At 73.1% G+C, this 25,025-nt stretch carries 24 protein-coding genes; 13 read left to right on the forward strand and 11 right to left on the reverse strand.

Annotated elements, in window-relative coordinates:
- Positions 1–67: 67 nt before the first annotated feature.
- From ADL34_RS26065 to ADL34_RS26085, 5 genes are read left to right on the forward strand one after another with little or no spacing between them, the layout of a single operon-like run.
- The gene (locus ADL34_RS26065; RefSeq protein ID WP_062674430.1) at positions 68–1,384 is read left to right on the forward strand and encodes an MFS transporter; all 1,317 of its coding nucleotides are present in this window, start codon (positions 68–70) and stop codon (positions 1,382–1,384) included.
- A complete protein-coding gene (locus ADL34_RS26070; protein ID WP_062674428.1) occupies positions 1,381–2,220 on the forward strand; it encodes a putative hydro-lyase in 840 nt (279 codons plus the stop codon). Before ADL34_RS26065 ends, ADL34_RS26070 begins: the two co-directional genes overlap by 4 nt.
- Positions 2,221–2,247: 27 nt before the next feature.
- Complete coding sequence (locus tag ADL34_RS26075; RefSeq protein WP_062674426.1) at positions 2,248–3,006, forward strand: LamB/YcsF family protein; 759 nt, start codon at positions 2,248–2,250, stop codon at positions 3,004–3,006.
- Complete coding sequence (locus ADL34_RS26080; protein ID WP_062674424.1) at positions 3,003–3,620, forward strand: 5-oxoprolinase subunit B family protein; 618 nt, start codon at positions 3,003–3,005, stop codon at positions 3,618–3,620. The genes ADL34_RS26075 and ADL34_RS26080 overlap by 4 nt, the downstream gene beginning before the upstream one ends.
- The gene (locus ADL34_RS26085) at positions 3,617–4,483 is read left to right on the forward strand and encodes a biotin-dependent carboxyltransferase family protein (RefSeq protein WP_062674421.1); all 867 of its coding nucleotides are present in this window, start codon (positions 3,617–3,619) and stop codon (positions 4,481–4,483) included. Before ADL34_RS26080 ends, ADL34_RS26085 begins: the two co-directional genes overlap by 4 nt.
- A 442-nt stretch (positions 4,484–4,925) precedes the next feature.
- On the opposite strand, the gene ADL34_RS26090 is transcribed toward ADL34_RS26085, so the two are convergent.
- A complete protein-coding gene (locus ADL34_RS26090) occupies positions 4,926–6,344 on the reverse strand; it encodes a hypothetical protein (protein ID WP_062674419.1) in 1,419 nt (472 codons plus the stop codon).
- A 300-nt stretch (positions 6,345–6,644) separates the two neighbouring features.
- On the reverse strand, positions 6,645–7,037 hold the full coding sequence (locus ADL34_RS26095; RefSeq protein WP_062674417.1) for an ankyrin repeat domain-containing protein: 393 nt from the start codon (positions 7,035–7,037) through the stop codon (positions 6,645–6,647).
- A gap of 311 nt (positions 7,038–7,348) precedes the next feature.
- Between ADL34_RS26095 and ADL34_RS26100 the strand changes: the two genes are divergently transcribed.
- Positions 7,349–7,543, forward strand: coding sequence for a hypothetical protein (locus ADL34_RS26100; protein ID WP_004002760.1), 195 nt, complete (start codon positions 7,349–7,351; stop codon positions 7,541–7,543).
- 41 nt (positions 7,544–7,584) lie between these two features.
- Entirely contained in the window at positions 7,585–9,225 is a 1,641-nt protein-coding gene (locus ADL34_RS26105) for a hypothetical protein (RefSeq protein ID WP_062674415.1), read from the forward strand.
- Positions 9,226–9,270: 45 nt separating this feature from the next.
- Here ADL34_RS26105 and ADL34_RS26110 read toward each other — a convergent pair whose 3' ends face one another.
- Positions 9,271–10,770 carry a PLP-dependent aminotransferase family protein gene (locus ADL34_RS26110; RefSeq protein ID WP_062674413.1) on the reverse strand — a complete coding sequence of 500 codons (1,500 nt, stop codon included), beginning with the start codon at positions 10,768–10,770 and terminating at the stop codon, positions 9,271–9,273.
- 99 nt (positions 10,771–10,869) lie between these two features.
- Between ADL34_RS26110 and ADL34_RS26115 the strand changes: the two genes are divergently transcribed.
- The 4 genes from ADL34_RS26115 to ADL34_RS26130 all read left to right on the forward strand — a co-directional run bounded on the left by ADL34_RS26115 (position 10,870) and on the right by ADL34_RS26130 (position 14,356).
- The gene (locus tag ADL34_RS26115; protein ID WP_062674411.1) at positions 10,870–11,523 is read left to right on the forward strand and encodes a YczE/YyaS/YitT family protein; all 654 of its coding nucleotides are present in this window, start codon (positions 10,870–10,872) and stop codon (positions 11,521–11,523) included.
- On the forward strand, positions 11,520–12,290 hold the full coding sequence (locus tag ADL34_RS26120) for a glycerophosphodiester phosphodiesterase (RefSeq protein WP_062674409.1): 771 nt from the start codon (positions 11,520–11,522) through the stop codon (positions 12,288–12,290). Before ADL34_RS26115 ends, ADL34_RS26120 begins: the two co-directional genes overlap by 4 nt.
- A 55-nt stretch (positions 12,291–12,345) precedes the next feature.
- Positions 12,346–13,704, forward strand: a complete 1,359-nt coding sequence (locus ADL34_RS26125; protein WP_062674407.1) for an MFS transporter — start codon at positions 12,346–12,348, stop codon at positions 13,702–13,704.
- Positions 13,705–13,981: 277 nt separating this feature from the next.
- Positions 13,982–14,356, forward strand: a complete 375-nt coding sequence (locus tag ADL34_RS26130) for an RNA polymerase-binding protein RbpA (protein ID WP_003977404.1) — start codon at positions 13,982–13,984, stop codon at positions 14,354–14,356.
- Positions 14,357–14,452: 96 nt separating this feature from the next.
- On the opposite strand, the gene fxsA is transcribed toward ADL34_RS26130, so the two are convergent.
- The 4 genes from fxsA to ADL34_RS26150 form a co-directional block, all read right to left on the reverse strand.
- Positions 14,453–15,007, reverse strand: a complete 555-nt coding sequence (gene fxsA / locus ADL34_RS26135; RefSeq protein WP_062674405.1) for an FxsA family membrane protein — start codon at positions 15,005–15,007, stop codon at positions 14,453–14,455.
- Between the two features lie 62 nt (positions 15,008–15,069).
- On the reverse strand, positions 15,070–15,885 hold the full coding sequence (locus tag ADL34_RS26140) for a polyprenol monophosphomannose synthase (RefSeq protein ID WP_062674403.1): 816 nt from the start codon (positions 15,883–15,885) through the stop codon (positions 15,070–15,072).
- A gap of 547 nt (positions 15,886–16,432) precedes the next feature.
- Positions 16,433–18,037: an amidohydrolase gene (locus ADL34_RS26145; protein ID WP_062674401.1), complete on the reverse strand. Its 1,605-nt coding sequence runs from the start codon at positions 18,035–18,037 to the stop codon at positions 16,433–16,435.
- Between the two features lie 93 nt (positions 18,038–18,130).
- Entirely contained in the window at positions 18,131–18,571 is a 441-nt protein-coding gene (locus ADL34_RS26150; protein ID WP_016434164.1) for an Lrp/AsnC family transcriptional regulator, read from the reverse strand.
- Positions 18,572–18,836: 265 nt separating this feature from the next.
- Between ADL34_RS26150 and ADL34_RS26155 the strand changes: the two genes are divergently transcribed.
- A complete protein-coding gene (locus tag ADL34_RS26155; protein ID WP_062674396.1) occupies positions 18,837–19,274 on the forward strand; it encodes a hypothetical protein in 438 nt (145 codons plus the stop codon).
- A gap of 425 nt (positions 19,275–19,699) precedes the next feature.
- Here the strand turns inward: ADL34_RS26155 and ADL34_RS26160 are convergent, their stop codons facing one another.
- Entirely contained in the window at positions 19,700–20,872 is a 1,173-nt protein-coding gene (locus ADL34_RS26160) for an acyl-CoA dehydrogenase family protein (protein ID WP_062674395.1), read from the reverse strand.
- A gap of 335 nt (positions 20,873–21,207) precedes the next feature.
- On the opposite strand from ADL34_RS26160, the gene ADL34_RS26165 reads away from it, so the two are divergent.
- Positions 21,208–22,446, forward strand: a complete 1,239-nt coding sequence (locus ADL34_RS26165; RefSeq protein WP_062674394.1) for a glycoside hydrolase family 18 protein — start codon at positions 21,208–21,210, stop codon at positions 22,444–22,446.
- Between the two features lie 81 nt (positions 22,447–22,527).
- Here ADL34_RS26165 and ADL34_RS26170 read toward each other — a convergent pair whose 3' ends face one another.
- The 3 genes from ADL34_RS26170 to ADL34_RS26175 form a co-directional block, all read right to left on the reverse strand.
- Complete coding sequence (locus ADL34_RS26170) at positions 22,528–23,187, reverse strand: TetR/AcrR family transcriptional regulator (protein WP_062674393.1); 660 nt, start codon at positions 23,185–23,187, stop codon at positions 22,528–22,530.
- Positions 23,188–23,334: 147 nt separating this feature from the next.
- The gene (locus tag ADL34_RS35845; protein WP_107115766.1) at positions 23,335–23,475 is read right to left on the reverse strand and encodes an SCO1431 family membrane protein; all 141 of its coding nucleotides are present in this window, start codon (positions 23,473–23,475) and stop codon (positions 23,335–23,337) included.
- A 103-nt stretch (positions 23,476–23,578) separates the two neighbouring features.
- A complete protein-coding gene (locus tag ADL34_RS26175) occupies positions 23,579–24,946 on the reverse strand; it encodes a peptidase C39 family protein (RefSeq protein ID WP_062674390.1) in 1,368 nt (455 codons plus the stop codon).
- Positions 24,947–25,025: the final 79 nt, after the last annotated feature.

Here is a 25,025-nt window from a genome sequence, read left to right on the forward strand (position 1 = left end):
GCTTCCCCCATCCCCCCTAAGCCCGGCGTCACCCCCGTCCCCACCCTCCCTTCACTGCGAGGTGCCCATGAGCACTACCCCTCCACCGCAGACCTCGAAGACCGTCTCCCCGGGCGCTCCCCACCCGGCCGCCACCGCCGGGCACGAGGGCGGTGACGGCGCGTTCGGCTGGCTGCGCGCTCTGGGACCGCGCGGGCGCCGCGCCTTCGCGGGCGCTTTCGGCGGCTATGCCCTGGATTCATATGACTACTTCACCCTGCCGCTCAGCATGGTGGCGCTCGCCGCGTACTTCGGTCTGGACAGCGGCCAGACCGGTCTCTTCACCACCGTCACACTGGTCGTCTCCGCGATAGGCGGCGCCCTCGCGGGCGTGCTGGCCGACCGGATCGGCCGGGTCAAGGCCCTGATGGTCACCGTCGTCACCTACGCGGTGTTCACCGTGGCCTGCGGATTCGCCCCCAGCTACGAGTGGCTGCTGGTCTTCCGCGCCCTCCAGGGTCTCGGCTTCGGCGGCGAGTGGGCGGTCGGCGCCATCCTGGTCGCCGAGTACGCGAGCGCCCGGCACCGCGGCCGGACCCTGGGGGCGATCCAGAGCTCCTGGGCCGTCGGCTGGGCCCTCGCGGCGGTCACGTACACCCTGGTGTTCTCGTTCGTCGGCGACGACCTGGCCTGGCGGGTGATGTTCTGGACGGGCGCCCTGCCCGCGCTGCTCGTCATCTGGATGCGCCGCCGCGTGCACGACGCCCCCGAGGCCGTCGCCGTACGCGAACAGAGCGCGCAGAAGGGCTCGTTCACCGCGATCTTCAAGCCGGGACTGCTGCGGGTCACGCTCTTCGCGGGCCTGCTCTCCACGGGCGTCCAGGGCGGCTACTACACGCTGGCCACCTGGGTGCCGACCTACCTGAAGACCGAGCGGGAACTGTCGGTCGTCGGCACCGGCGGCTATCTGACCTTCCTCATCTCGGGTGCCTTCGCCGGCTATCTGACCGGCGGCTACCTCACGGACCTGCTGGGCCGCCGCCGCAACATCTGGCTGTTCGCGCTCCTGTCCGCCGTCTGCATCCTGGCGTACGCGAACATCCCGGCCGGCGCCAACACCACGCTGCTGGTGCTCGGTTTCCCGCTCGGGTTCTGCATGTCGGCCATCTTCAGCGGCTTCGGCTCGTATCTGAGCGAGCTGTACCCGACGGCCGTGCGCGGTACAGGACAGGGCTTCACGTACAACACGGGCCGCGCGGTGGGTGCCGTCTTCCCCACCATGGTGGGCTTCCTCGCCGACAGCTGGGGAGTGGGCGGCGCGCTGGTGTTCGGCGCGATCGGCTACGGCATCGCGGCGCTGGCCCTGCTCGGACTGCCGGAGACGCGCGGGAAGGAGCTGGTGTGAACCGCACCGCCTCGCCCGGCGTCGACGACTCGCCGGTCACCCTCCGCGAGCCGCACGCGCACGCGTGGAGCCCCGCGGAGGCCCGCGCCCGCTTCCGGGCCGGGCTGACGGGCCCCACCGCGGGGGTCGTGGCCGGCCACACGCAGGCCAACCTCATCTCCGTACCCGCCGACTGGGCCTACGACATGCTGCTGTTCTGCCAGCGCAATCCGAAGCCCTGCCCGGTGCTCGACGTCACGGACGCCGGTTCCTGGACGACGGTCCTGGCGGACGGGGCGGATCTGCGCACCGACCTGCCGCGCTACCGGGTCTGGCGGGACGGGGAGCTGGTGGACGAGCCGACGGACGTACGCGCCCACTGGCGCGGCGATCTGGTGTCGTTCCTGATCGGGTGCAGCTTCACGTTCGAGTCGGCGCTCGGTGACGCGGGCGTCCCGATCCGCCATGTCGAGCAGGGCCGCAACGTCCCGATGTACGTCACCGGTCGCCCGTGCCGTCCCGCGGGGCGGCTGCGCGGGCCGATGGTGGTGTCGATGCGGCCGGTGCCCCCGCGGCACGTGGCGGCCGCGCTGCGGGAGACGGGACTGCTCCCCGCGGTGCACGGCGGTCCCGTCCACTGCGGCGACCCGTCGGCGCTCGGCATAGCGGACCTGGGCCGCCCCGACTTCGGCGACCCGGTGGACCTGGAGCCCGACGACATCCCCATGTTCTGGGCCTGCGGGGTGACTCCGCAGGCCGCGGTGATGGCCTCGCGCCCGCCGTTCGCCCTCACGCACGCACCAGGTCAGATGTTCCTGACCGACGCCCGCGACGAGCAGTACCGCATCGTCGCCTGACCACGGGACCGGAGAAACGAGCGCCTCATGACCTCGATCGATCTCAACGCCGACCTGGGCGAGGGCTTCGGCCGCTGGCAGCTCACCGACGACGAGCGGCTCTTGTCGGTCGTCACCAGTGCCAACGTGGCCTGCGGCTTCCACGCCGGGGACGCGGCCACCATGCGGCGCGTGTGCGAGCAGGCGGCCGCGCGCGGGGTGCGGATCGGCGCCCAGGTCTCCTACCGGGACCTCGCGGGGTTCGGACGGCGCGCGATGGACGTGCCGCCCGCCGAGCTGACGGCCGAAGTGGCGTACCAGATCGGGGCGCTGGAGGTCTTCGCGCGGGCCGCGGGCGCGCGCGTGGCGTACGTGAAACCGCACGGCGCCCTCTACAACCGGGTCGTGCACGACGAGGAGCAGGCGGGCGCGGTCGTCGACGGCGTGCTCCTCGCCGACGCCGCCCTGCCCGTGCTCGGCCTGCCCGGCTCACGGCTGCTGGAGCTGGCGGACAAGGCCGGACTGCCCACGGTCACCGAGGCGTTCGCGGACCGGGCGTACACCGAGCAGGGCACGCTCGTCCCGCGCGGCCGGGACGGTGCCGTGGTCACCGACCCGGAGGCCGTCGTGGAACGCTCGCTGGGGCTGGCCCGCGCGGGCGAGGTCATCTCCCACGCGGGGACGCGGGTGGAGGTACGCGCGCGGTCGCTGTGCCTGCACGGCGACACCCCCGGCGCCGTCGAACTGGCCCGCCGGGTGCGGGAGCGGCTGGAGGCGTCGGGTGTCCGGGTGGAGGCCTTCGCATGAGGACGCTCCCCGTCGGCGACGACGCGCTGCTGGTGGAGGTGTCCTCGGGCGAGGAGGCCCGCGCCCTGCACGCGGAGCTGCTGCGCCGCCGCGCCGAAGGCTTGCTGGCGGTACGGGAGATCGTCCCCGCTGCACGTACGGTCCTGCTCGACGGCCTGACCGACCCCGACCGCCTCGCCGCCGAACTCGCCCTGTCCGACGTCCCTCCCGCCCCGGCACACGCGCGTGACGTCGTGCAGCTCCCCGTGCGCTACGACGGACCCGACCTGGCCGATGTCGCCGCGCATTGGGGGGTGCCGCCGGACGAGGTGGCCCGTATCCACGCGGGCACCGAATTCAGCGTCGCCTTCTGCGGGTTCGCACCCGGCTTCGGCTATCTGACCGGGCTGCCACGGCGGTACGACGTCCCACGCCGGGCGACCCCGCGCACGGCCGTCCCCGCGGGCGCGGTGGCCCTGGCGGGCCCGTACACGGGCGTGTACCCGCGTTCCTCGCCGGGCGGCTGGCAGTTGATCGGCACCACGGACGCGGTCCTGTGGGACCACACGCGGATGCCGGCGGCGCTGCTGGCGCCGGGGACGCGGGTGCGGTTCGTCCCGGTGGACTACTCATGACCGATCACGCGCTCTCCGTCGTCCGCGCCGGTGCCCTGACCACCGTGCAGGATCTCGGCCGTCCCGGTCACGCGCACCTCGGCGTGCCGCGCTCGGGTGCCCTGGACCCGCCCGCGGCGGGGCTCGCGAACCGACTGGTCGGCAACCCCGTCGACGCCGCCGTCCTGGAGACGACCCTCGACGGCTGTACGGTGCGGCCCCGTTCCACGGTCGCCGTCGCGGCCACGGGCGCGCCCTGCCGGGTCACGGTGGACGGCCGTCCGGTCGCCTGGGGCGCTCCGGTGCGGGTGCCGGCGGGTGCCCTGCTGGACGTCGGGCCCGCCACGGCGGGCGTTCGCACCTATGTGGCCGTCTCCGGGGGCGTCGCCGTCGAGCCGGTGCTGGGCAGCCGCTCGACGGACCTGCTGTCGGGCCTGGGTCCGTCGCCCCTCACGGACGGCGCGGTGCTGCCCCTGGGCCGCCCGGCGGGGCCGCACGCGCGTGTGGACGTCGCCCCCCAGCCGGCGCCCCCCACGGAACTGGTCCTGCGCGTCACGCTCGGCCCGCGCGCGGACTGGTTCTCCCCGGAGGCGGTACGGGTCCTCACATCCCGCGTCTACCGGGTCTCCCCCGCGAGCAACCGCATCGGGCTGCGCACCGAGGGACCGGCCCTCGACCGGGCGATCACGCGTGAACTGCCCAGCGAGGGCATGGTCCTGGGCGCGGTCCAGGTGCCGCCCGACGGCCGTCCCCTCGTCTTCCTCGCCGACCACCCGACCACGGGCGGCTACCCGGTGATCGCGGTGGTCCGCACCCCCGACCTCCCAGCCGCCGCCCAGGCCCGCCCGGGCACCCCGATCCGCTTTCTCGCGGTCCGCCGCTGAGCCCTGCCGGGGGCTGGGCCGCCGAGGGGTGGCACCCCGCGTGCCGGAGGAGCCCAGCGGCGCTGCGCCCGCTCGGCGCCCGGCACGGCCTGCGGGCCCCGACCGGCGGCGATGCCCCGGCGGACCGCACTGCTCCGGACACCAACCGACGGATGCGCCGTCCGCCGCCCAGGTTCGTACCTGGCGTCCCGGAGCAGCCGTCGGCGCGCCGGACCGGGCAGGAGCCGCGTCTCAAGGCGGTCCCGGCCAGCGGGCGCAACCCGGGCGCGCCGGACGCCCGGCGGCGAAGCGGGGGGCCTCCGACCGGTCCGGCGGCGAGCGCGGGCACTCGCGCCGCGTGCCGACCACGTCCCGGGAGCACCCCGGATCGGGCAGCCGGGGACCGGCCCGAGGTGCGGCGACGCAGGTCCGCCCATGCCAGGACGGCACCGCCCCCGGGGCGTCAGCCCAGGGCCGTGTCCGGCCCGATCCGGCTGCGTACGGCCGTCTGCACCTCGTCCTCCTCCGCCGGATCGGCGGCCAGGCGGCGCAGGCGCTCCACGACCCGGGTGTCGCCGGTCTCGGCGTGCCGGGCGGCGATCTCGCGGGTGTTCTCCTCGCAGTCCCAGAGGCATTCGACGGCGAAGCCGGCCGCGAAGGAGGGGTCGGTGGCGGCGAGGGCGCGGGCGGTGCGGCCGCGCAGATGGGAGGAGGCGGTCTCCCGGTAGATGTGGCGCAGGACGGGGGCGGCGCAGGCGATGCCGAGTCGTCCGGCGCCGTCCACGAGGGTCCACAGCGTGGGGGCGTCGGGGCCCTCCCCCCGGACGGCCTCCCGCAGGGCCGCGAGGACGAGGTCCTTGTCCTGGGCGCCGCCCCGGCAGGCGAGCACGCGGCCGGCCGCGGCGCCCAGCGCGTCGGGCCGCCGGGCCCAGCCGCGCGCGCGGTCGACGGCGACCACGCCGCGCATGCGTTCGAATGCGTCGAGGGCGGCCTCGACGACGACCGGTGGGCCGGTGACGACGGCGGCCTCGACGAGGTCGAGCACGTCGGGGTCGCCGGTGTCGGCGAGGTAGCGCAAGGCGGTGCAGCGGGCTCCGTCGCCGCCGTCCCGGGCCGCCGCGAGGATCTGCGGCCGGTCCTCGGGCCCGGCGACGGCCGACAGGCACCGGGCGGCGGGCACGTGCAGCGCGGCGCCGCGTTCGAGGCCCTGCTGGGCCCAGTCGAAGACCGCCTGCACGCTCCATCCCGGGCGTGGCCCGGTGGGGCTCATCTGGCGCTGCCAGCGGTCGAAGGAGCCCGTCTCGTGCGCGGCACGCACGCGCGTGGCGATCGACGGGCGGGGATCGTCGGCCCACAGCCGCCAGGGCCGGGGCTCGAAGGCGTCGCGGACGGCGACGGCCAGCTCGGCGTCGCCCTCCGGATCGGCCGGGAAGCGCGCCAGGACGGGGGCTGCGAGGGCGCGCAGGCCGGCGTCGTCGTCCCTGAGCGCCAGTTCGTCCAGGGCCCACGCCCAGTTCGCGCCCGAGGCGGCGTACCTGCGGAGCAGTTCGAGGGCGTCCCTGCGGCCGTAGGACGCGAGATGGCCCAGGACGGCGAGGGCGAGCCCGGTGCGTGACTCCTCGGTGTCGAGGGTGTCCTCGACGTCGAAGAGGTGGGCCTCGATCGTGTCGAGCTCGCCGTTCAGGTCGAGGTAGAGCCGGGCGTAGTAGAGGGAGCGGTTCTCCACCTGCCAGTCGTGCCGGGGGTCGTGCAGCACGCACTGGTCGAGGGCCGCGAGCGCCTCGGAGCGCGGTGCGGTGAGCGCGTGCAGCGTTCCGTCGCCGCGGCCCCGCTGGAGCAGGCCGAGCAGCGTACCGCTGGGCGCTATGACCGGTTCGAACATGGGAAACAGCCTCACATCAAGCGTCGACGCAACCGGGGATCTTGCTTCACCTGGCCGCGTGACAACACGTCGGGGCGCCCGCCGTTTCCTGCTTGCTGTAGACCATCTTCCTCTGCCTCTCGTCGGTGGCCCATGCGGACCGATCACGGCCCGCGCGGTGCGGCAACACCTGCCCAGCCCTCGCGTCCGTGAATCACGACGTCATGATGACTCGGCACTTCCGTCTGCCGCGACCGAAATTACGGCGGCCCTGTACCGCCTCCCCCGTTTTCCGTGTCTGCGCTGGTCAGAGCCCTCGGATCAGTGTGCGCCGAACAGCTCGAGCAGTTCGGCCCTGCCGAACATCCGGGCGGTGTCGGCGGCGGACGGCGTGCCCGCGGCCGGATCGGCGCCCGCCTCGACGAGGACCTTGATCACCTCGGTCTCGCCCTTGAAGACCGCTCCGGCGAGTGGTGTCTGGCCTCGGTCGTTGACGCGGTCGGCCTCGGCCCCGCGCGCGAGGAGGGCGCGTACGGCGTCGGCGTGCCCGTGGTAGGCGGCGAGCATCACGAGGGAGTCGCCGCGGTCGTTGGTGAGGTTGGCCGGAACGCCCGCGTCGACGTACGCCACGAGCTGCTCGGTCTCCCCCTGCCGGGCCAGATCGAAGATCTTGGTCGCCAGCTCCACGACCTCGGGGTCGGGGGCTTCGCTCATGACCGGACCGCCTTCCTGCGTGCACGGGGACTGGGTTCTGCGGGGAGCAGGGTACGGCCGGCGAGCGGAGCGCGGCCGTACGGGTGATTCGCCAGCGTACTGGCTCGCGCGGCACATGACCCGATGCGTCCGCGGCAAAGATCATCGCAGACACAGTGGGGCGCGGGAGCCCAGCTCATCGAGCCAAGGACACTCCGCCGACCGGGGGAAATCCGCCGAATTTCACCCAGTTGCACCTTTTATCGTATGGATACATCCTGTGAGCCTGGAAGTACTCATGGTGACTGTCCCCACAAACCAGGAGCACTCAGATGATCCTCTCCATCTCAGGCGTCGTACTGCTCGGCATCGTCGTCTTCATCTTCTTCCGCAAGGACGGACTGAAGGCGTCGCACGCCCTGATCTCGGCCCTGTTCGGCTTCTACCTGGCAAGCACGGCCATCGCCCCGAGCATCAAGGCAGGCGGCGAGAGCCTGGCGAGCCTTCTGGGCGGCATCCAATTCTGACGCCGCCCCCTCCCGCCCGTACGCACTCGTAGGAGACAGCAGTGGCCCGCCGCCCCCTCCCCCGCATCCTGAGCACCGGCAGCGCACAGTTCGCCCGGAGCCGAGAGCTGGCCCGGACGCAGTTCGCCCGAAGCCGGGAGCTGGCCCGGACGGCGGGCGACAGCGCCTCCGACGTCCTCCACCCGCTGATCACGATCACCCGCGGACTGCGCCGGCTGGCTGCCGCCGGACGGCGCAGGTGGGCCGAGACCCCCAAGGACAGACGCGGTCCGCTGCTCTTCCTGGTGGCCTCGGTGATCCTGGTCGTCGCGCTGGTTCCGTACGGGCCGCTGCTCGCCGTCATCACTGTGATGGCGGCGGCAGCCTGGCAGGGCAGGGACCGCGAACCGGCGGCTCCCGAGGGGCCGGACGCGTCCCGGACGGAGCGGCTGAAGACGCTGTACGAGGCGCTCGTCCCGTACTTCTCCGCTCCCGACGACCCCGAGCCGCTGTACTCCCGCGGCGGCGACTGGGAGAAGGCCCTGCCCGAGCACGAGTTCGACGGCACCGGCCGGGTGGCCCGGCTGCTGGTCCGCTATCCGGCCTACTTCACCGACGGGGAGGCGCAGGCCCGTCTCCGCATCGAGCACCTGCTGACCTCCAAGGCGGGCCGTGGCCGCGAGTACCATTTCGACTGGGACGAGCAGGGCAACGAGCTGACGGTCTCGGCGCTCGCCCCGCTGCCCACGGACATCGCCGCCCAGCGCTTCGTCACGGCGCCGGGCGAGACCGTGCTGGGCTTCACCGACGCCACCCTGGTCCGCCGCACGCTGCCGCTCACCCACGGCGCGCAGCAGCGCGACGTCCCGCCGGTGGTGTGGCGCACCGGTCTGCGGTCCACCGAGCCGCATCTGCTCGCCGTCGGCCAGCCCGGCAGCGGCACGTCCACCCTGCTGCGCTCGATCGCGCTCCAGGCCCTCCAGCACGGTGACGTGGTCATCGTGGAGGGCGGCGGCACCGGCGAGTACGCCTGCCTGACCGGCCGGGACGGCGTCCTCGCCGTCGAGTGCGGGCTGGCCGGGGCGGTGGCCAGCATCGAATGGGTGGCGACCGAGACGGAACGGCGCCTGATCGCCGTCAACCGGGCCCGGCAGGCCGGCAACCCGCCGCCCGAGGACACCAAGCGCCCGCTGTGGGTCCTCCTCGACCGCCCGACCGTCTTCACGCACCTGGCCGCCGCCGACGGCCGCAAGGACCCCCAGTCCCTGCTCCAGGTGCCCCTGCGGCACGGCCGCGCCGCCGGGATCACGGTGGTCGTGGCCGAGCAGTGGGACGCACTGGACGCCCTCGGCGACGCCGTACGCCAGCACACGCGCGCGCGTGTCGTGCTCGGCGCGGCGACGGCGGAGCAGCTCGAGTCCGTCCTCGGCGCTCCCCCGCACACCACGCCGGTCTCCGAGACCCCGCCCGGCCGCGGCTACGCCCGCCTGGGCACCGGCCAGGTCCACCGACTCCAGGTGCCGGCCACTCCGGACCCGTACGACGACGCGACGAGCGAGGCGCACCGGCAGGCCGTGCTGGACCTGCTGCCGGAGCGCACCACCCCGATGGAGGCCGAGCCGTCGCCCCGGCTGACGAAGACCGAGCCGGAGGCCGAGCCGGAGCCGGTCCCGGTCGAGGCCGTGGTGGCCGAGACGTCCTGACCCCGACTCCGCCACGAACGGGCGCCGGCCCGGGCAGGGCCAGGGTCAGGCCACGAACGGCCGCACCGACTCGCCCCCGCCGGTGCCCCCGCTCTCCACCAGCCGGGCCGCCGCGGCCAGCCGGGTCGCGGCCTCCTCGGCGACCGCGCCGCCCACGGTGAACGGCAGCCGGACATAGCCCTCGAAGGCGCCGTCCACCCCGAAGCGGGGCCCGGACGGCACCCTGACGCCGACGCGCTCCCCCGCCTCCGCGAGCCGCGACCCCGACAGGCCGCCCGTGCGGACCCACAGGGTGAGGCCGCCGCGCGGCACCTCGAACTCCCAGCCGGGCAGTTCGCGGCGGACGGCGGCCACGAGCGCGTCCCGGTTCTCCCGGGCCTGCCCGCGCCGCGCCGCCACGGCCTGCTCCCAGCCGCCGGTGCCGAACAGCCAGTTCACGGCGAGCTGTTCCAGCACGGGCGTGCCCAGGTCGGCGTAGGCCCGGGCGGCCACGAGGCTGCGGATGACGTCCGGGGCGGCCCGCACCCAGCCGATCCGCATGCCGGCCCAGAAGGCCTTGCTGGCCGAGCCGACGGTGATGACGGTCGATCCGGCGGGATCGAACGCGCACACGGGCCGGGGCATCTCCAGCTCCGGGTCGAGCCACAGCTCGCTCATGGTCTCGTCGGCGACCAGGACGGTCCCCGCGGACCGGGCGGTGTCCACCAGCCGGCGGCGCTGGTCCTCGTCGGCGAGGGCGCCGGTCGGGTTGTGGAAGTCGGCGACGACGTAGGCGAGCCGCGGCGCCGCGTCCCGCAGGACCTGCCGCCAGCGGTCCATGTCCCAGCCGGCCAGCCCCTCCGCCATGGCGACGGGCACGAGCCGGGCGCCGGCCTCCCTCATCAGCTGGAGGATGTTGGCGTACGACGGCGACTCCACCGCGATCCGCTCGCCGCGCCCGCCGAACATCTGGCAGATCGCGTCGATCGCGCCCATGGCCCCGGTCGTCACCATGATCTGCTCGGGCATGGTCGGGATGCCGCGCGCGGTGTACCGGTCGGCGATCATCGCCCGCATCGCGGGCAGCCCGGCGGGATAGTCGCCGTGGGTGTGGGCGTACGGCGGCAGTTCCTCCAGGGCGCCCTGGACGGCACGGGTCAGCCAGGGCTCGGGGGCGGGAAGCGCCGCGCAGCCCAGGTCGATGATGGAGCCGAGCGCCTCGGGCGGCAGCGGCTCCAGCCCGCGCGCGGGCAGCGGGTTGCCGGCCGGCACGGCCGTCCAGCTGCCGGCCCCGCGCCGCGACTCAAGGAAGCCCTCGCCGCGCAGCGCCTCGTAGGCGGCGGCCACGGTCGTACGGCTCACGGACAGCGCGAGGGCGAGTTCGCGTTCGGCGGGCAGCCGGGCGGCGACGGGGACGCGGCCTTCGAGGACGAGCAGCCGGATGCCGTCGGCCAGCGCCCGGTAGGCGGGCGGACGCCGGGTACCGGGTCCCGCGGGGCGGTCCTGCTGCGAGGTGAGGAGTCGGGCGAGCTGCGCGGCACCCACCGCTGAAGTCCACTGCGCCATGATTTCCAGTCCACCTACTTCGAATTGGCCATGGATGGCGTTGCATCCCAAGCCACAGGGTGTCATGTGGCAGGCCACTACCACCACCAGGGGGCGACATTGTCCAGGCAGCGGCATCTCGCACGACGGCTTTCGCAGCTGTACGCCGGGCTCGCCCTGTACGGGGTGAGCTCGGCGCTGCTGGTCGGCGCGGGTCTCGGCCTGGAGCCCTGGGGCGTACTCCACCAGGGTCTCTCCGAGCGCACCGGACTGACCATCGGGGTGGTCTCGATCATCGTCGGCGCGATCGTGCTGCTGCTGTGGATCCCCCTGCGCCAGCGCCCCGGCCTCGGCACCGTCTCCAACGTGTTCGCGGTCGGCCTGGCGATGGACGGGACCCTCGCCCTGCTGCCCGAGACGCACAGCCTCGCCGCGCGGATCCCGCTCCTGGTGGCCGGCATCGTCCTGAACGGCGTGGCCACCGGCCTCTACATCGCCGCCCGGTTCGGTCCGGGCCCGCGCGACGGCCTGATGACCGGCCTGCACCGGCGGACCGGGCGCTCCATCCGGCTGATGCGCACGGCCGTCGAGGTCGCGGTCGTGGCGTCGGGCTTCGCGCTGGGCGGGACCGTCGGCGTCGGCACGATCCTGTACGCGCTGTCCATCGGTCCGCTGGCCCAGTTCTTCCTGCGGGTGTTCGCCGTCCCGGCGCCGTCCGGCGGAAGCACGGTCGTTGCCGCCGGGCGACCCGAAGGGGCGATACTGCGTCCGTGAGCACCACGCGGATACGCCACCCCTACCTCGACCACCCCGGCCCGATCCCCTTCGCCCACCGGGGCGGCACGGCGGACGGCCTGGAGAACACGGCGCTGCAGTTCCGGCGGGCCGTGGAACAGGGCTACCGGTACATCGAGACCGACGTCCACACCACGCGCGACGGCCGGCTCGTCGCCTTCCACGACGCCACGCTGGACCGGGTGACGGACGGCGCGGGCCGGATCGCGGACCTGCCGTGGGCGGAGGTGCGGCAGGCCCGCGTGGCGGGCCTGGAGCCGGTGCCGCTGTTCGAGGAGCTGCTGGAGACGTTCCCCGAGGTGCGCTGGAACGTCGACCTCAAGGCGGAGCCCGCGCTCCACCCCTTCCTTGAGCTGGTGGAGCGCGCGAACGCCTGGGACCGCGTCTGCGTCGGTTCCTTCTCCGAGGCGCGCGTGGTCCGCGCCCAGCGTCTGGCGGGCCCGCGCCTCGCGACGTCGTACGGGACCCGGGGAGTGCTCAATCTGCGGCTGCGCTCCTGGGGCGTGCCCGCGGCGCTGCGCCGCTCGGCGGTGGCGGCCCAGGTTCCCGAGGCCCAGTCCGGCATCCAGGTGGTCGACCACCGCTTCGTACGGACGGCCCACGCGCGCGGGCTGCAGGTGCATGTGTGGACGATCAACGATCCGGAGGGGATGCACCGGCTCCTGGATCTGGGAGTGGATGGCATCATGACCGATCACATCGACACGTTGCGCAAGGTCATGGAGGACCGGGGCGTCTGGGTCTGACCCCCGTCCTGGCTCCGCCCTCGCGCGGATCTCCACGGGGAAGCGAGGGCACGGGGTGGGCATCGAGACCGTGCGCACGGGGGTGGCCGACGAGGCCGCCGGACGGCGCCGCGAACAGCGCGGCTGGTACTTCTACGACTGGGCGTGCTCCGTCTACTCGACGAGCGTGCTCACCGTGTTCCTCGGCCCGTACCTGACGTCCGTCGCCGAGGCGGCGGCGGACGCGGACGGCTTCGTCCATCCGCTGGGCATCCCCGTGCGCGCGGGGTCGTTCTTCGCGTACTCGGTGTCCCTGTCGGTCGTCGTGGCCGTGCTGGTGATGCCGCTGGTCGGGGCGGCCGCCGACCGTACGGGGCGCAAGAAGCCGCTCCTGGCGGCCGCCGCCTACACGGGCGCGGCGGCGACCACGGCGATGTTCCTGCTGGACGGGGACCGCTATCTGCTCGGCGGCCTGCTGCTCGTGGTGGCGAACGCCGCCCAGTCCGTCGCGATGATGCTCTACAACTCCTACCTGCCGCAGATCGCCGCCCCCGAGGAACGGGACGCGGTCTCCTCCCGGGGCTGGGCGTTCGGCTACGCGGCGGGTTCGCTGATGCTCGTCGTGAACCTCGCCCTGTATCTGGGGCACGACGCGTTCGGGGTCACCGAGGGCATGGCGGTTCGCATCTGCCTCGCCTCGGCCGGCCTGTGGTGGGGCGGGTTCGCGCTGGTCCCGCTGCTGCGGCTGCGCGACCGGGGGCAGGCCGCCGAACGGGCCGCCGGGCACGGCACCGCCTCGGGCTTCCGGCAGCTCGCCGCGACCCTGCGCGACATGCGCCGGCACCCGTTGACGCTCGCCTTCCTGCTGGCCTATCTGGTCTACAACGACGGCATCCAGACGGTGATCACCCAGGCGTCGGTCTACGGCTCCAAGGAGCTCGGGCTGAGCCAGTCCACCCTGATCGGGGCGGTGCTGCTGGTGCAGGTCCTCGCGGTCGCCGGCGCGCTGACCATGGGACGCCTGGCACGGATCTACGGCGCGAAGCGGACGATCCTCGGATCGCTGGTCGCCTGGACGGTCACCCTGGCCGCCGGGTACTTCCTGCCGGCCGGGGCCCCGGTGTGGTTCTTCGTGCTGGCGGCCGGGATCGGCCTGGTCCTGGGAGGCAGCCAGGCGCTGTCGCGGTCCCTGTTCTCCCATCTGGTGCCGCCAGGCAAGGAGGCCGAGTACTTCTCGGCGTACGAGATGAGCGACCGGGGCATGAGCTGGCTCGGCCCGCTGCTGTTCGGCCTGACCTACCAGCTGACCGGGAGCTACCGGGACGCGATCATCTCGCTGGTGGCCTTCTTCGTGATCGGATTCATCCTGCTCGCGCGGGTACCCGTACGGCGGGCGATCAGCGACGCGGGCAACCGCGTCCCGTCCACGATTTAGCGTTCGGAGTGAAAGGGCGGTAGTGTACGCGTTTGGCCTACCAGGCGTACCGTTACTGCGCGTCAAAGATGCCGAAACGCTGGGTCACATCTCCTCACAGATGTGACAAACCGGGCGCCGGTGGGTACGACATTGGTCAGCAAGGCTGCGGCTACGACGGCGACGCATGACCCGGAACCTGCTCGGAACGGGAATCTTTACCGCCGACCGGACGTTGACCGGATGACGACGACAGCGACACCTGTCCTGTGGGCGACAAGCCCGGGAGGCACGATTCATGAGTGAGCGAGCTCTTCGCGGCACGCGCCTCGTGGTGACCAGCTACGAGACGGACCGCGGCATCGACCTGGCCCCGCGCCAGGCCGTGGAGTACGCATGCGAGAAGGGGCACCGGTTCGAGATGCCCTTCTCGGTCGAGGCGGAGATTCCGCCGGAGTGGGAGTGCAAGGTCTGCGGAGCCCAGGCACTCCTCGTCGACGGCGACGGCCCTGAAGAGAAGAAGGCCAAGCCCGCGCGTACGCATTGGGACATGTTGATGGAGCGGCGTACCCGCGAGGAACTCGAAGAGGTCCTCGAGGAGCGTCTCGCCGTTCTCCGTTCAGGGGCGATGAACATCGCCGTTCATCCCCGGGACAGCCGCAAGTCCGCATAGCGGACCCGGCTACGAGCGCACATACACCGCAGGTGCCCTTCGGCACCTGCGGTTTTGTGCGTTGCCCTGGCAGTCGCGTCGCCCCGGCAGTCGGCGCTAGCGGGTCAGCGGCGGGCGGGGCTCCTCGGGCTCGTCCCCGGGCCGCTCGCGGATGACCTCGCCCTGGACGACCTTGCCGTCGGGGCGGTGGATGCGCGCCTGCTGGAAGGCGTCGCCGAAGGACCCGGCCCCCGCCTCACGCAGCTTGCGGTCGAAGGTCCGCTCCGCGAAGCGGCCCACCACCTTCTGCACCGGCGGGATGAGCAGGAGCAGCCCGAGCGCGTCGGAAATCAGACCCGGCAGCATGATCAGCAGGCCGCCCAGCATCATCAGCCCGTTGCCACCGCCACGCTCCGGGGTGCCGCCGCGCTGCAGCGCCTCGTTGAGTGCCTGGAAGGCGCGCCGGCCCGCCCGCTTCACGACCACGGAGCCGAGCACCAGCCCGGCGACCAGCAGCAGGAAGACCGTGAGCCCGCCGGCCTCGCCGGCGACCACCGTGAGCAGCCAGATCTCCAGCACCAGCCACGCCGCGATGCCCAGCGGCAGGAATCCGCGCAGACGGGAGCGCCGGGGCCGGGCGGGTGCGGTGGGGGGCGGTGCGCCAGTCGTCATGCGTCCAGTGTGCCTGGGCCCGGTTCAGAGCGGTATAAGAGGGCGGACCGGGCGGCCCGTGCCTACGGCCGCCGCCCCTTGGGCGCCGGCTGCTTCCCCCGGTTCAGGAGCTTGCCCGCCCGCTCCCGCGCACCCCAGGTCGTGACCCGCCACAGCGCCTCGACCAGGATGTCGCGGCTCATCTTGGAGTCGCCGAGTTCGCGCTCCACGAAGGTGATCGGGACCTCGACGACGTGGTAGCCGGCCTTGACGGCACGGCGGGCCAGGTCGACCTGGAAGCAGTAGCCCTGGGACGCGACGTCGTCGAGACCGAGCCCTTCCAGCGTCTCGCGGCGGAAGGCGCGGTAGCCGCCGGTGATGTCCCGCAGGGGCAGGTCCAGGGCGAGACGGGAGTAGAGGCTGCCGCCGCGCGAGATGAACTCGCGGGACTTGGGCCAGTTCACCACCCGGCCGCCCGGTACCCAGCGCGAACCGAGGACCAGATCGGCCCCCTTGAGCGCGGTCAGCAGGCGCGGAAGCTCCTCGGGCTGGTGGGAGCCGTCGGCGTCCATCTCGATCAGCACGCCGTAGCCGTGCTCCAGGCCCCAGCGGAAGCCCGCGAGATAGGCCGCGCCGAGGCCCTCCTTGCCCTTGCGGTGCAGGACCTGGACATGATCGTCCTGGGCGGCCAGCTCGTCCGCCAGCTTGCCCGTGCCGTCGGGGCTGTTGTCGTCGGCCACGAGCACGTGCGCGTCGGGGACCGCTTCGCGGACCCGGCCGACGATGCTCTTGATGTTCTCCGCCTCGTTGTAGGTCGGGATGATCACCAATGCCGTGCCGAGCGGCCCGAACTGTCTCCCCCGGTCCTGTGCCGCGAGGGTCCCGTCGCCGTCGTTCACTGCTGCCCCTTCATGTCCGTACGCAGAGGACCACCATAGTGGGCGCGGCCTGCGCCGACGTGACAGCACGGGCGTACGGCGCCGTGGGATGTCCGCGCGTGGGGCCTTCGCGCGCAGGACGGCGGTGCGCGGCCGTCTGCGGATGGGGGCCCGGCGCCCTTCGGGCCGACCTGGGACCCGCCGGCTGCGGGTCGACCTGAAGCCGTTGTCTACTGAGCGCCCGGGCCCCACCCGGGTCACACCTCCCCGGCAGGCCGGAACGATCCGTCGTCGCCGCGCCGGCGCTGAGCCTGGCTCCCAGTGGCGGTGCGCCGGTGCGGCACACCGTCCCTGACCCAGCGGCGTTGCGACCGTTTCCCGGAAGTTCCCCGGTGGTCTGCTCGGGCGTCCGGTGGTGGACGCCGCCGAACCTACCGGCCCCGGACCTCCGGCTGTCAACAGTGGTGCGACCTGCGGCTTCTCGGAAGCGTCCCAGGTCAGCGCCGAGGATTCCCAGGTCGTACGACGCACCGGCGCGGGCCCGGCCCGCACGCGCCACCCCGGTAGATCACTCGCCCGGCCGTACGAAGACCGTGCGTCCGCCGATCACCGTGCGCAGACAGACGGGCAGGTCACGGCCCGGGGAGAGGTCGGGAAGGCCGGGCGTGCCGGAGCGCGGGTCGGTCGACCAGCGCGCGACCCGGTCGTCCGGCGCCTGGACGAACAGGGCACCGGCGCGCCACACCGCGTAGTCCGCGGGCGCGCCCGGCACCAGGATGCCCGCGTCGTCGCGGCCGACGGCGCGCCAGCCGCCCCGCGTGTGCGCGGTGAACGCGGCGCGCACCGACACCCGGTGCTCCGGCGTGCGGTGGAAGGCGGCGGCGCGGACCGTGCCCCAGGGGTCCAGGGGCGTGACCGGGCTGTCCGAGCCGAACGCGAGCGGCACGCCGGCCCGCAGGAGGGCCGCGAACGGGTTGAGGGTACGGGCGCGTTCGGCGCCCAGGCGCTGGGCGTACATGCCGTCCTCGCCGCCCCACAGGGCGTCGAACACCGGCTGCACGGAGGCGGTCAGGCCCAGCTCCGCGAAGGCGGCGACGGTCTCGGGGGTGAGCATCTCGGCGTGCTCGATCCGGTGGCGGGCGGCACGGACACGGGCGAGGCCGACCTTGTCGGCGGCCGCGCGGATCCCGTCGACCACGGCGGTCACGGCGGCGTCCCCGATCGCGTGGAAGCCCGCCTGGAGGCCCGCCTCGGTGCAGGCGACCACATGGGCGGCGACGGCGGCCGCGTCCAGGTAGGCGGTGCCGGTGTGCCCGGCGTCGCGGTAGGGCTCGTGCAGGCAGGCGGTGTGGGAGCCGAGGGCGCCGTCGGCGAACAGGTCGCCGGCCGCGCCGGCGGCGCCGAGCTCACGGGCCTTGTCGACGTCCTGTTCGGCCCAGTAGCCCACGACGCGGGGGCCCGGCTCCTGAGCGGCGAGCCGGAGCAGGCCGGTGAAGTCGTCCTCGGAGGAGATGTCGGGCCCACCGCACTCGTGGACGGTGCCGATGCCGAGGGACGCGGCGTGCGCGAGGGCGGCGCGCTGGGCCTCGGTGCGCTGGGCGTCGGTCAGGGCGGCCAGCGCGGTCGCGCGGACGGCGTGGTGGGCGTCGGCGACCAGCGGGGCGTCGGGTGCGCCGGAGGCGCCCGGCGTCATCTCGAGCAGGGCGGTCGTGACGACGGCCGAGTGGACGTCGATGCGGGAGAGGTACAGGGGGCGGCCGCCGGTGGCCGCGTCGAGCTCCGCGCGCGTCGGGGGGCGGCCGCCGGGCCAGCGGGCGGCGTCCCAGCCGTGCCCGAGCAGGACGCGGTCGCCCGGGCGGGCGGCGGCGAAGTCCCGCACCAGGGCGAGGGCGGCCTCCAGGGAGGGGGCGCCGGACAGGTCGAGCCCGGTCAGCGCGAGGCCGGTCGCGGTGGTGTGCACGTGCGCGTCGGTGAACGCGGGGGTGACCAGCGCGCCGTCCAGGTCGACGACCTCGTCCACGCCGTCCGCGAAGGCGTCGGCGGCCCCCTCGGAACCGACCCAGGCGATCTGGCCGCGCTCCACGACCATCGCGGTGGCGAAGGGGTCGGCGGGGCTGTGGACCTCCCCCCGGCGGAGGAGGACGGTCTGCGGCTGGGCGGTGGACTCACTCATGGGAACAGTCTCGCGCTTCGCCCGGCCGTCCTCGGACCGGGGTCGCCCAGACGTCGGTCAGATCCTCGGCGACCGCGCCTCGTACGGCGTCGGTCAGACCCTCGGCGGCCGTGCCTCGTACGGCGTGGACAGCACCACGGTCGTACGGGTCGAAACGCCCGCCAGCGACCGCAGCCGGGCGAGCAGCTCCTCCAGCTCGTGCGGGGTGGCCACCCGGACCTTGAGGATGTAGTTCTCGTCGCCCGCCACGCTGTGGCAGGCCTCGATCTCGGGCACGCCCGCGAGCCGGTCCGCGATGTCGTCGGGGGCGCTGGGGTCGAAGGGTTTCACCGAGATGAAGGCGGTCATGGGCAGTCCCACGGCCTCCGGATCCACGACCGCGGCATAGCCGCGGATGACGCCGCGCTGCTCCAGGCGGCGCACCCGCTGGTGCACGGCCGACGTGGACAGGCCGGTGGCCTTGCCCAGGTCGGTGTAGCTCATCCGCCCGTCCTTGACGAGCAGCTGCACGATCTGTCGGTCCAGCTCCTCCATGGCATGAACCTACAGGGATCGTGATCTCCTCGGATACCTCGGCAGCCCAGGTCATGGCCGGTTCGTGATGTCGGCGCGGGGTTCCCTCGGGTCGGCGGGGGACAAACCGGCCGTCGTGGGCACCTGCGGGCGGCATGTGACGAAGGCCACAGGCGTCGAACAGGCTCCGTGATGTCGCCGTGATTAACGCCGTGACCCGGAGGGAAGTGCTTGCTGTGGTCGAGGCCGCAGCGCCTTCACGGCCCAGCCCGAGGGGGAGAATCCCATGCAGAGTCTTAAGCGTCCCGGTCGTACCGCGCCCAAGCGCAGGCAGCTTGTCGTCGAGCCCGCTCCGGAGGGTGTCGAACCCGACGCCCTGGAGGACGACGAACTCGACGCGTACGACACCTTCGAGATGTACCGGGTGATCTGCCCGGACTGCGCGCAGCCCATCGCACTGCTGGCGGACGAGGAGGTCCTGCCGGAGCACGCGCTGTGCGCCTCGCCGTGGAACCCGTTCGGTCTCACCGTGTGCGCGGGGACCGGCCGCCTCGCCTCCGAGGCCCGCTCCGCGGACGAGTCGGCGGAGCCCCAGGAGCAGGACACCGCCCTGCTGTTGACGCTCCCCCAGGGGCTCGACTGGCGGACCCAGCCCTTCTCGCACGTCGGCGGCCCTGGCTCGCGGCCCATGCGGGTGCCCGTCATGCGGCGCCACGCCGCCTGAGCGCCGGGCCGCGTCCGGTCCTCTTCGATTCCCGCACCACGCACCGTACTGCCCGCCGTGGTGCGGGAGTTGCGCGCCCGGAACCCTCAACCACCGCACCGGGCAAGCACGTTGATCCAAAACGGCCCGTGCGCCGCGCGGGTGCGTCCGCGAACTCACGCCCGATTCACGACAGCGGTGACTTGTCCGGCGGCCTCCGCGTTGCCCGGGTATGCCCCCCACCTACTCCGCGACCGGGCCCCAGCGACGCGTCTTCGTGCCGCGTCCCGCAGGAACGCTTCAGCCGCCGGCGCCGCCGCAGCAGCCGGACCCGCCCATCTACCGCGACCTGATGCGCACGTGGGCGGACCGCGGCCGGACGCTGCCCGGGCACCACGACCCGGAGTGGATCCGGCTCGCGGCGCCGCAGGTCAAGCGTGGTCAGTTCAGCGTGACTCGGGACCCGCTAGGTGACGTGCGATGACCATCCGCTGAATCTGGTTGGTGCCCTCGACGATCTGCAGGACCTTGGCCTCGCGCATGTACCGCTCGGCCGGGAAGTCCGCGGTGTAGCCGTAGCCGCCGAGGACCTGGACGGCGTCGGTGGTGACCTTCATGGCGGTGTCGGTGCAGTGCAGCTTCGCCATGGCCGCCTGCTTGGCGAACGGCCGGCCCGCGTCCTTCAGCCGGGCCGCCGCCAGGTACAGCGCGCGGCCGGCCTCGATCTGGGTGGCCATGTCGGCGAGCATGAAGCGCAGGCCCTGGAAGTCGGCGATCGGCTTGCCGAACTGGCGGCGCTCGGTCGCGTACGTGACGGCCTCGTCCAGCGCCGCCTGGGCCACGCCGATCGCGCAGGCCGCGATGCCGAGCCGCCCCGAGTCGAGGGCGGACAGGGCGATGGCGAAGCCCTGGCCCTCCTCGCCGAGGCGCCGGTGGTCACCGACCCGGACCCCGTCGAAGTGCACCTGGGCGGTGGGCGAGCCCTTCATGCCCATCTTCTTCTCGGGCGGCGCCGCGGCGACGCCGTCGGCGTCGCCGGGCACCAGGAACGCGCTGATGCCGCGCGGACCCTCGTCGCCGGTACGGGCCATGACGGTGTAGAAGTCGGCGATGCCGCCGTGCGTGATCCACGCCTTGGTGCCGGTGATCACCCAGTCGTCGCCGTCGCGGACGGCCCGGGTGCGCAGGGAGGCCGCGTCGGACCCCGACGCGGGCTCGGAGAGGCAGTAGGCGCCGAGGAGGCCGCCGCCGAGCATCGCGGGCAGGTGCTCGACCTGCTGCTCCTTGCTGCCGTAGGTGGCGAGCGCGTAGGAGGCCAGGGTGTGCACACTGACGCCGAGCCCGACGGTGAGGCGGGCCGCGGCCAGTTCCTCCAGGACCTGGAGGTAGACCTCGTAGGGCTGCTCACCGCCGCCGTACTCGCTGTCGTAGGGCAGGCCGAGCAGGCCGGACTCGGAGAGCAGGGTGAAGACCTCGCGCGGGAAGCGTCCCGCGTCCTCCTCCTCGGCCGCCCTCGGGGCGATCTCGCGCTGCGCGATGTCGCGGACGAGCGAGATCAGATCCCGGGCCTCGTCCGTGGGCAGTTGACGGTCCACCGTCTGCGGGGCGCGGTCGGGCATGGCGACGATCCTCCCTGTCGGGCACGTCGGCGGACGTGTCGCCTTGGGTGCGGCGGCTCCGCCAGGTCTATCGGGGGCCAGTCCGATGCTCGCGAACTCCGGGTCTCGGAGGCTGCTGACCAGCGGCTGTGCGCTGTGAGTATGCCCGATCGGACGCATGCCGTCACCAGTTAACGACCGCTCACTCCACAACGTGTCCAGCACGTTATCGCCGCGCGAATTGGTCCGAACCATTGACGTACTGGTCTAGTCCTCCTACCTTGACGGGGCGGTTCATCATCGCGTTCATGCCAATCGGCCCAGCTCCCCTCTCCCCCCACGGAGGATGCACCCCGATGCACATTCCGCACCCCCCACGCCCCCGGCTCCTCGCGCTCGTGTCCGCCGCCTGCGCGGCGGTGCTCGGCGCCGGAATGCTCGCCGGCGCCGGCCCGGCCGGCGCCGAGCCCGCCTCGGCACCGAAGCTCTCCGCCGGCTCCAAGGTCGTCGGCTACTTCACCGAATGGGGCACGTACGACCGCAAGTACTACGTCAAGAACATCGAGACGTCCGGTTCGGCGGACAGGCTCACCCACATCAACTACGCCTTCGGCAACGTCACCGGCGGCAAGTGCGCGATGGGCGACTCCTACGCCGCGACCGAGCGCACCTACACCGCGGACGAGTCGGTGGACGGCGTCGCCGACACCTGGGACCAGCCGCTGCGCGGGACGTTCAACCAGCTGCGCGAGCTCAAGAAGAAGCACCCGGGCCTGAAGGTCCTGTGGTCCTTCGGCGGCTGGACCTGGTCGACCGGCTTCGGCGAGGCCGCCCGCAACCCGGCCGCGTTCGCGCAGTCCTGCTACGACCTGGTCGAGAACTCGAAGTGGGCCGACGTCTTCGACGGCATCGACATCGACTGGGAGTACCCGAACGCCTGCGGTGCCACGTGTGACACCAGCGGCCGCGACGCCTTCAGGAACCTGATGTCCGCCGTGCGGGCGAAGTTCGGTTCCGGCAACCTCGTCACGGCGGCGATCACGGCGGACGCCACCAGCGGCGGCAAGATCGAGGCGGCGGACTACGCGGGCGCGGCGCAGTACGTCGACTGGTACAACCCGATGACGTACGACTTCTTCGGCGCCTGGGACGCGGCCGGCCCCACGGCTCCGCACTCGGCGCTGACCTCGTACTCCGGCATCCCGAAGGCGGAGTTCCACACGTCGGCGACCATCGCGAAGCTCAAGGGCCTCGGCGTCCCGTCGTCCAAGCTGCTGCTCGGCATCGGCTTCTACGGCCGCGGCTGGACCGGCGTCACCCAGGCGGGGCCCGGCGGCACCGCGACGGGCGCGGCGCCCGGCACCTACGAGGCGGGCATCGAGGACTACAAGGTGCTGAGGTCCCGGTGCCCGGCGACCGGCACGGTGGGCGGTACCGCGTACGCCAAGTGCGGTGACCAGTGGTGGAGCTACGACACCCCGGCAACGGTCGGGACGAAGATGACCTACAAGGACCAGCAGGGCCTCGGCGGCACCTTCTTCTGGGAGCTGAGCGGCGACACGGCCGACGGCGAACTGATCAAGGCCATCAGGTGACCGGTCCCGCCGAGGACGGGTGACCGGTCCCACGGGGGCTGGGGGCGGGGGACCACGAGCCCCCGCCCCGTGTCGCGTGGGTCAGGGCTCGCGGCGGGCCGGGTGCGGGGCGCGGTAGGCGGGGTCGAGTTCCTCGACGGCGCGCAGGGCGCCGCCCAGGGTCTTCACGAGCAGTTCGCGCATGATGTCGCGGGACAGCTCGGGGCGGTCGATCCAGTCGAGGGTGGCACCCTCCACGCTGCACACCCAGGCCAGCAGGCCCATGCGGGCGAGCGGGGCGATGTCGGTGCGGCCGTACGCGCCCTCCGCGATGGTGGCGACGATCGCCTCGCGCACGCCGTCCCGGACGGAGTGCACCTCGGTGTCGAAGCCGACGCCGCCGCTGACGATGGTGCGGTAGGCGGCCTGGTTGTGCTCGGCGTAGCGCAGATAGCTGTCGATGGTGCGGTGCACCCGGTCGACGGCCTCCAGTTCGCCGCCGCTGGCCGCGAAGGTGACCAGGTCGGCCACGGAGTCCTGGATGATCGCGAGGTAGTAGCCGCGCTTGGACTGGAAGTAGTAGTAGATGAGCCCCTTGGCCACATGGGCCTGCCGGGCGATGTCGTCCATGGAGAGCGCGTCGTACGACGTGTCGGCGAACAGCTTCCGCCCGATGGCGATGAGTTCGGCACGGCGCGCCATGGAGCGTTCGGTGCCGCGGGCCCTGGGACGGGCCGCGTCGCGCTGCTGACTAATATTCAATTTCGACCCTGTTATCCAACGGGCGGCGGGACATCCGGCAGTATGGCAGACGGGCGCCAGCTGCTTGTTCGAGTGTGATCGAGGCTGACGGGTCCGCTCACGGCAGGGTCGGTATATGTCCGGCCCGGTGGCCCGATGTGGGTCAGCTCACAGCAGTCCGAGCTGGGTGACGAGCATCGCGAGCACCACGACGAGGGTCCAGCCCATGAGGTGTTCGAGGATCTTGGGGCCGTCTTCCCGGGGTCCGCCGGTGCGGACGCGGCCCGCCGAGGTGGAGTGCGCGGTCATATGCCCCACCTTGCCACCGTCGGCGGCCGGTGCGGCCGAGACGTTGCTCACAGGGACAGGGCCCCGGTCGCCCGGAGCCCTGTCACCGTCGCGCCGTGCGGCGTCAGCGCACGCCCACGGCGGCGAGCGCCGCGCGCTGGCGGGGCGTCGGCCGTGCCGGGAAGTAGAGGTAGCAGACGCCGCCGGTGCCCGAGACGACCTTGCCGCTCGCGTTGTAGCGCTTTGTCCGGAGCCAGATGTTCTCGAACTCCCGCCGCTTGTAGACGCGGCGCACGGCCTCGTTGGTCGGCGAGTTGGGGTCGTTGGCGATCACGTCGCCGTCGGCGGTGAATCCGACGACGGTCATGAGGTGCCCGGCGGTGCCGTACCCCGCGCCGGTCAGCTCCTCCTTGAGGAAGGACTGGGACGTTATGGCCGGGATACCTGCGGCGATCAGTGTCTCCAGGTCGGTCAGCGAGCCGAGCCGGGTGACGACGCCCTGGAGCCCGTCGAAGGTGGCCGCGTAGGCGGCGTTGAACGGCCAGTTCCCGCAGCCCTCGTACTGGTGGTCGTACGTGAAGCGGGCGGCGTGGCAGACCTGCGGGTCGGTGTACGCCGGGTCGACCCAGGACAGTTGCTCGCGGGTGAGCCTGCCACCCCAGTACTCGATGATCATCTGCGAGGAGGTGGGGCTGCACCACGCCTCGCCGCCGTTGTCGTACTCCGGGTACTGGCCGACGTGGATTTCCTGGGAGTAGCGCGGGACGGTCAGCTCGCGGGCGAGGCCGGGTTTCGACGCGGGAACGGTGAAGCGGTCCGGGACGTCGGAGCCCATCGCACCGGCCCGCCAGACCTTCGGGGTGACCTTGGTGCCGGGCTCGCGGTGGAGGGTCAGCCGCAGCCGGTACGAGGCGAGGCGCAGCCCGGTCGCCGGGTCGTCGATCGCGAAGGTGTCCGTCCAGATGCTGCTGCGGCCGTCGCTCTGGTCGTCGACCGAGGTGCGCCGGATGTCCTGGTCGCCGGCCGCCCAGCGGCCCATCACGTACCAGGGGGTGGCCGTGCCGTCGGAGTAGGTGCCCTTGAGTTCGATCTGGAGCCAGCTCCCGGCGGGCGTGTGCGCGTTCCAGGACGCGATCACCTCGGTCGCCGGGACGGCGAGCCGGTGGACGGGGGACGTCCAGGTCGCGTACTCCCAGCGGGCCTTCGTGCCGGTGTGCGGGTCGGTGTACTCGGTCGTGCCCTCCGGCGTGCCGATCACCAGGCCGGGGCGGGAGCCCGCGAGGGCGCGGGTGCCCGCGGCGGTGCCGCCTCGCCAGTCGGTGTACGACGTCCAGGCGCGGTAGTCGACCTGGCGGGCGGCGGAGCGGTCGGTGTCGGCGCCGGCCTCGACGGCGGTACCGGCGGCGGCCGCGGATCCCGCGGTGCCGGTGACGGCTGCGGCCACCGCGGCCGCCAGAACGATTCTGCGGGACGGTTGCTCGGCTGTGCTCATGGGCGGGAGACCCCCAGGTGTCGAGTCGCGTGGGGTGCACGGGTGTGCGCCAACTATGGCCGCCCCGGGCGGCGTCTGC

The sequence above is a fragment of the Streptomyces sp. NRRL WC-3605 genome (assembly GCF_001509795.1).
In the GTDB taxonomy this organism is placed as follows: Bacteria; Actinomycetota; Actinomycetes; order Streptomycetales; family Streptomycetaceae; genus Streptomyces; species Streptomyces viridochromogenes.

Bases quoted from the DNA above. Each gene is read 5' to 3' on its own strand.
- ADL34_RS26110 (WP_062674413.1), bottom strand. From the start codon at position 10,770: ATGGCGCAGTGGACTTCAGCGGTGGGTGCCGCGCAGCTCGCCCGACTC.
- ADL34_RS26165 (WP_062674394.1), top strand. From the start codon at position 21,208: ATGCACATTCCGCACCCCCCACGCCCCCGGCTCCTCGCGCTCGTGTCC.
- ADL34_RS26155 (WP_062674396.1), top strand. From the start codon at position 18,837: ATGCAGAGTCTTAAGCGTCCCGGTCGTACCGCGCCCAAGCGCAGGCAG.
- ADL34_RS26145 (WP_062674401.1), bottom strand. From the start codon at position 18,037: ATGAGTGAGTCCACCGCCCAGCCGCAGACCGTCCTCCTCCGCCGGGGG.
- ADL34_RS26080 (WP_062674424.1), top strand. From the start codon at position 3,003: ATGAGGACGCTCCCCGTCGGCGACGACGCGCTGCTGGTGGAGGTGTCC.
- ADL34_RS26090 (WP_062674419.1), bottom strand. From the start codon at position 6,344: ATGTTCGAACCGGTCATAGCGCCCAGCGGTACGCTGCTCGGCCTGCTC.
- ADL34_RS26095 (WP_062674417.1), bottom strand. From the start codon at position 7,037: ATGAGCGAAGCCCCCGACCCCGAGGTCGTGGAGCTGGCGACCAAGATC.
- ADL34_RS26150 (WP_016434164.1), bottom strand. From the start codon at position 18,571: ATGGAGGAGCTGGACCGACAGATCGTGCAGCTGCTCGTCAAGGACGGG.
- ADL34_RS26160 (WP_062674395.1), bottom strand. From the start codon at position 20,872: ATGCCCGACCGCGCCCCGCAGACGGTGGACCGTCAACTGCCCACGGAC.
- ADL34_RS26100 (WP_004002760.1), top strand. From the start codon at position 7,349: ATGATCCTCTCCATCTCAGGCGTCGTACTGCTCGGCATCGTCGTCTTC.
- ADL34_RS26130 (WP_003977404.1), top strand. From the start codon at position 13,982: ATGAGTGAGCGAGCTCTTCGCGGCACGCGCCTCGTGGTGACCAGCTAC.
- fxsA (WP_062674405.1), bottom strand. From the start codon at position 15,007: ATGACGACTGGCGCACCGCCCCCCACCGCACCCGCCCGGCCCCGGCGC.
- ADL34_RS26065 (WP_062674430.1), top strand. From the start codon at position 68: ATGAGCACTACCCCTCCACCGCAGACCTCGAAGACCGTCTCCCCGGGC.
- ADL34_RS35845 (WP_107115766.1), bottom strand. From the start codon at position 23,475: ATGACCGCGCACTCCACCTCGGCGGGCCGCGTCCGCACCGGCGGACCC.
- ADL34_RS26175 (WP_062674390.1), bottom strand. From the start codon at position 24,946: ATGAGCACAGCCGAGCAACCGTCCCGCAGAATCGTTCTGGCGGCCGCG.
- ADL34_RS26085 (WP_062674421.1), top strand. From the start codon at position 3,617: ATGACCGATCACGCGCTCTCCGTCGTCCGCGCCGGTGCCCTGACCACC.
- ADL34_RS26075 (WP_062674426.1), top strand. From the start codon at position 2,248: ATGACCTCGATCGATCTCAACGCCGACCTGGGCGAGGGCTTCGGCCGC.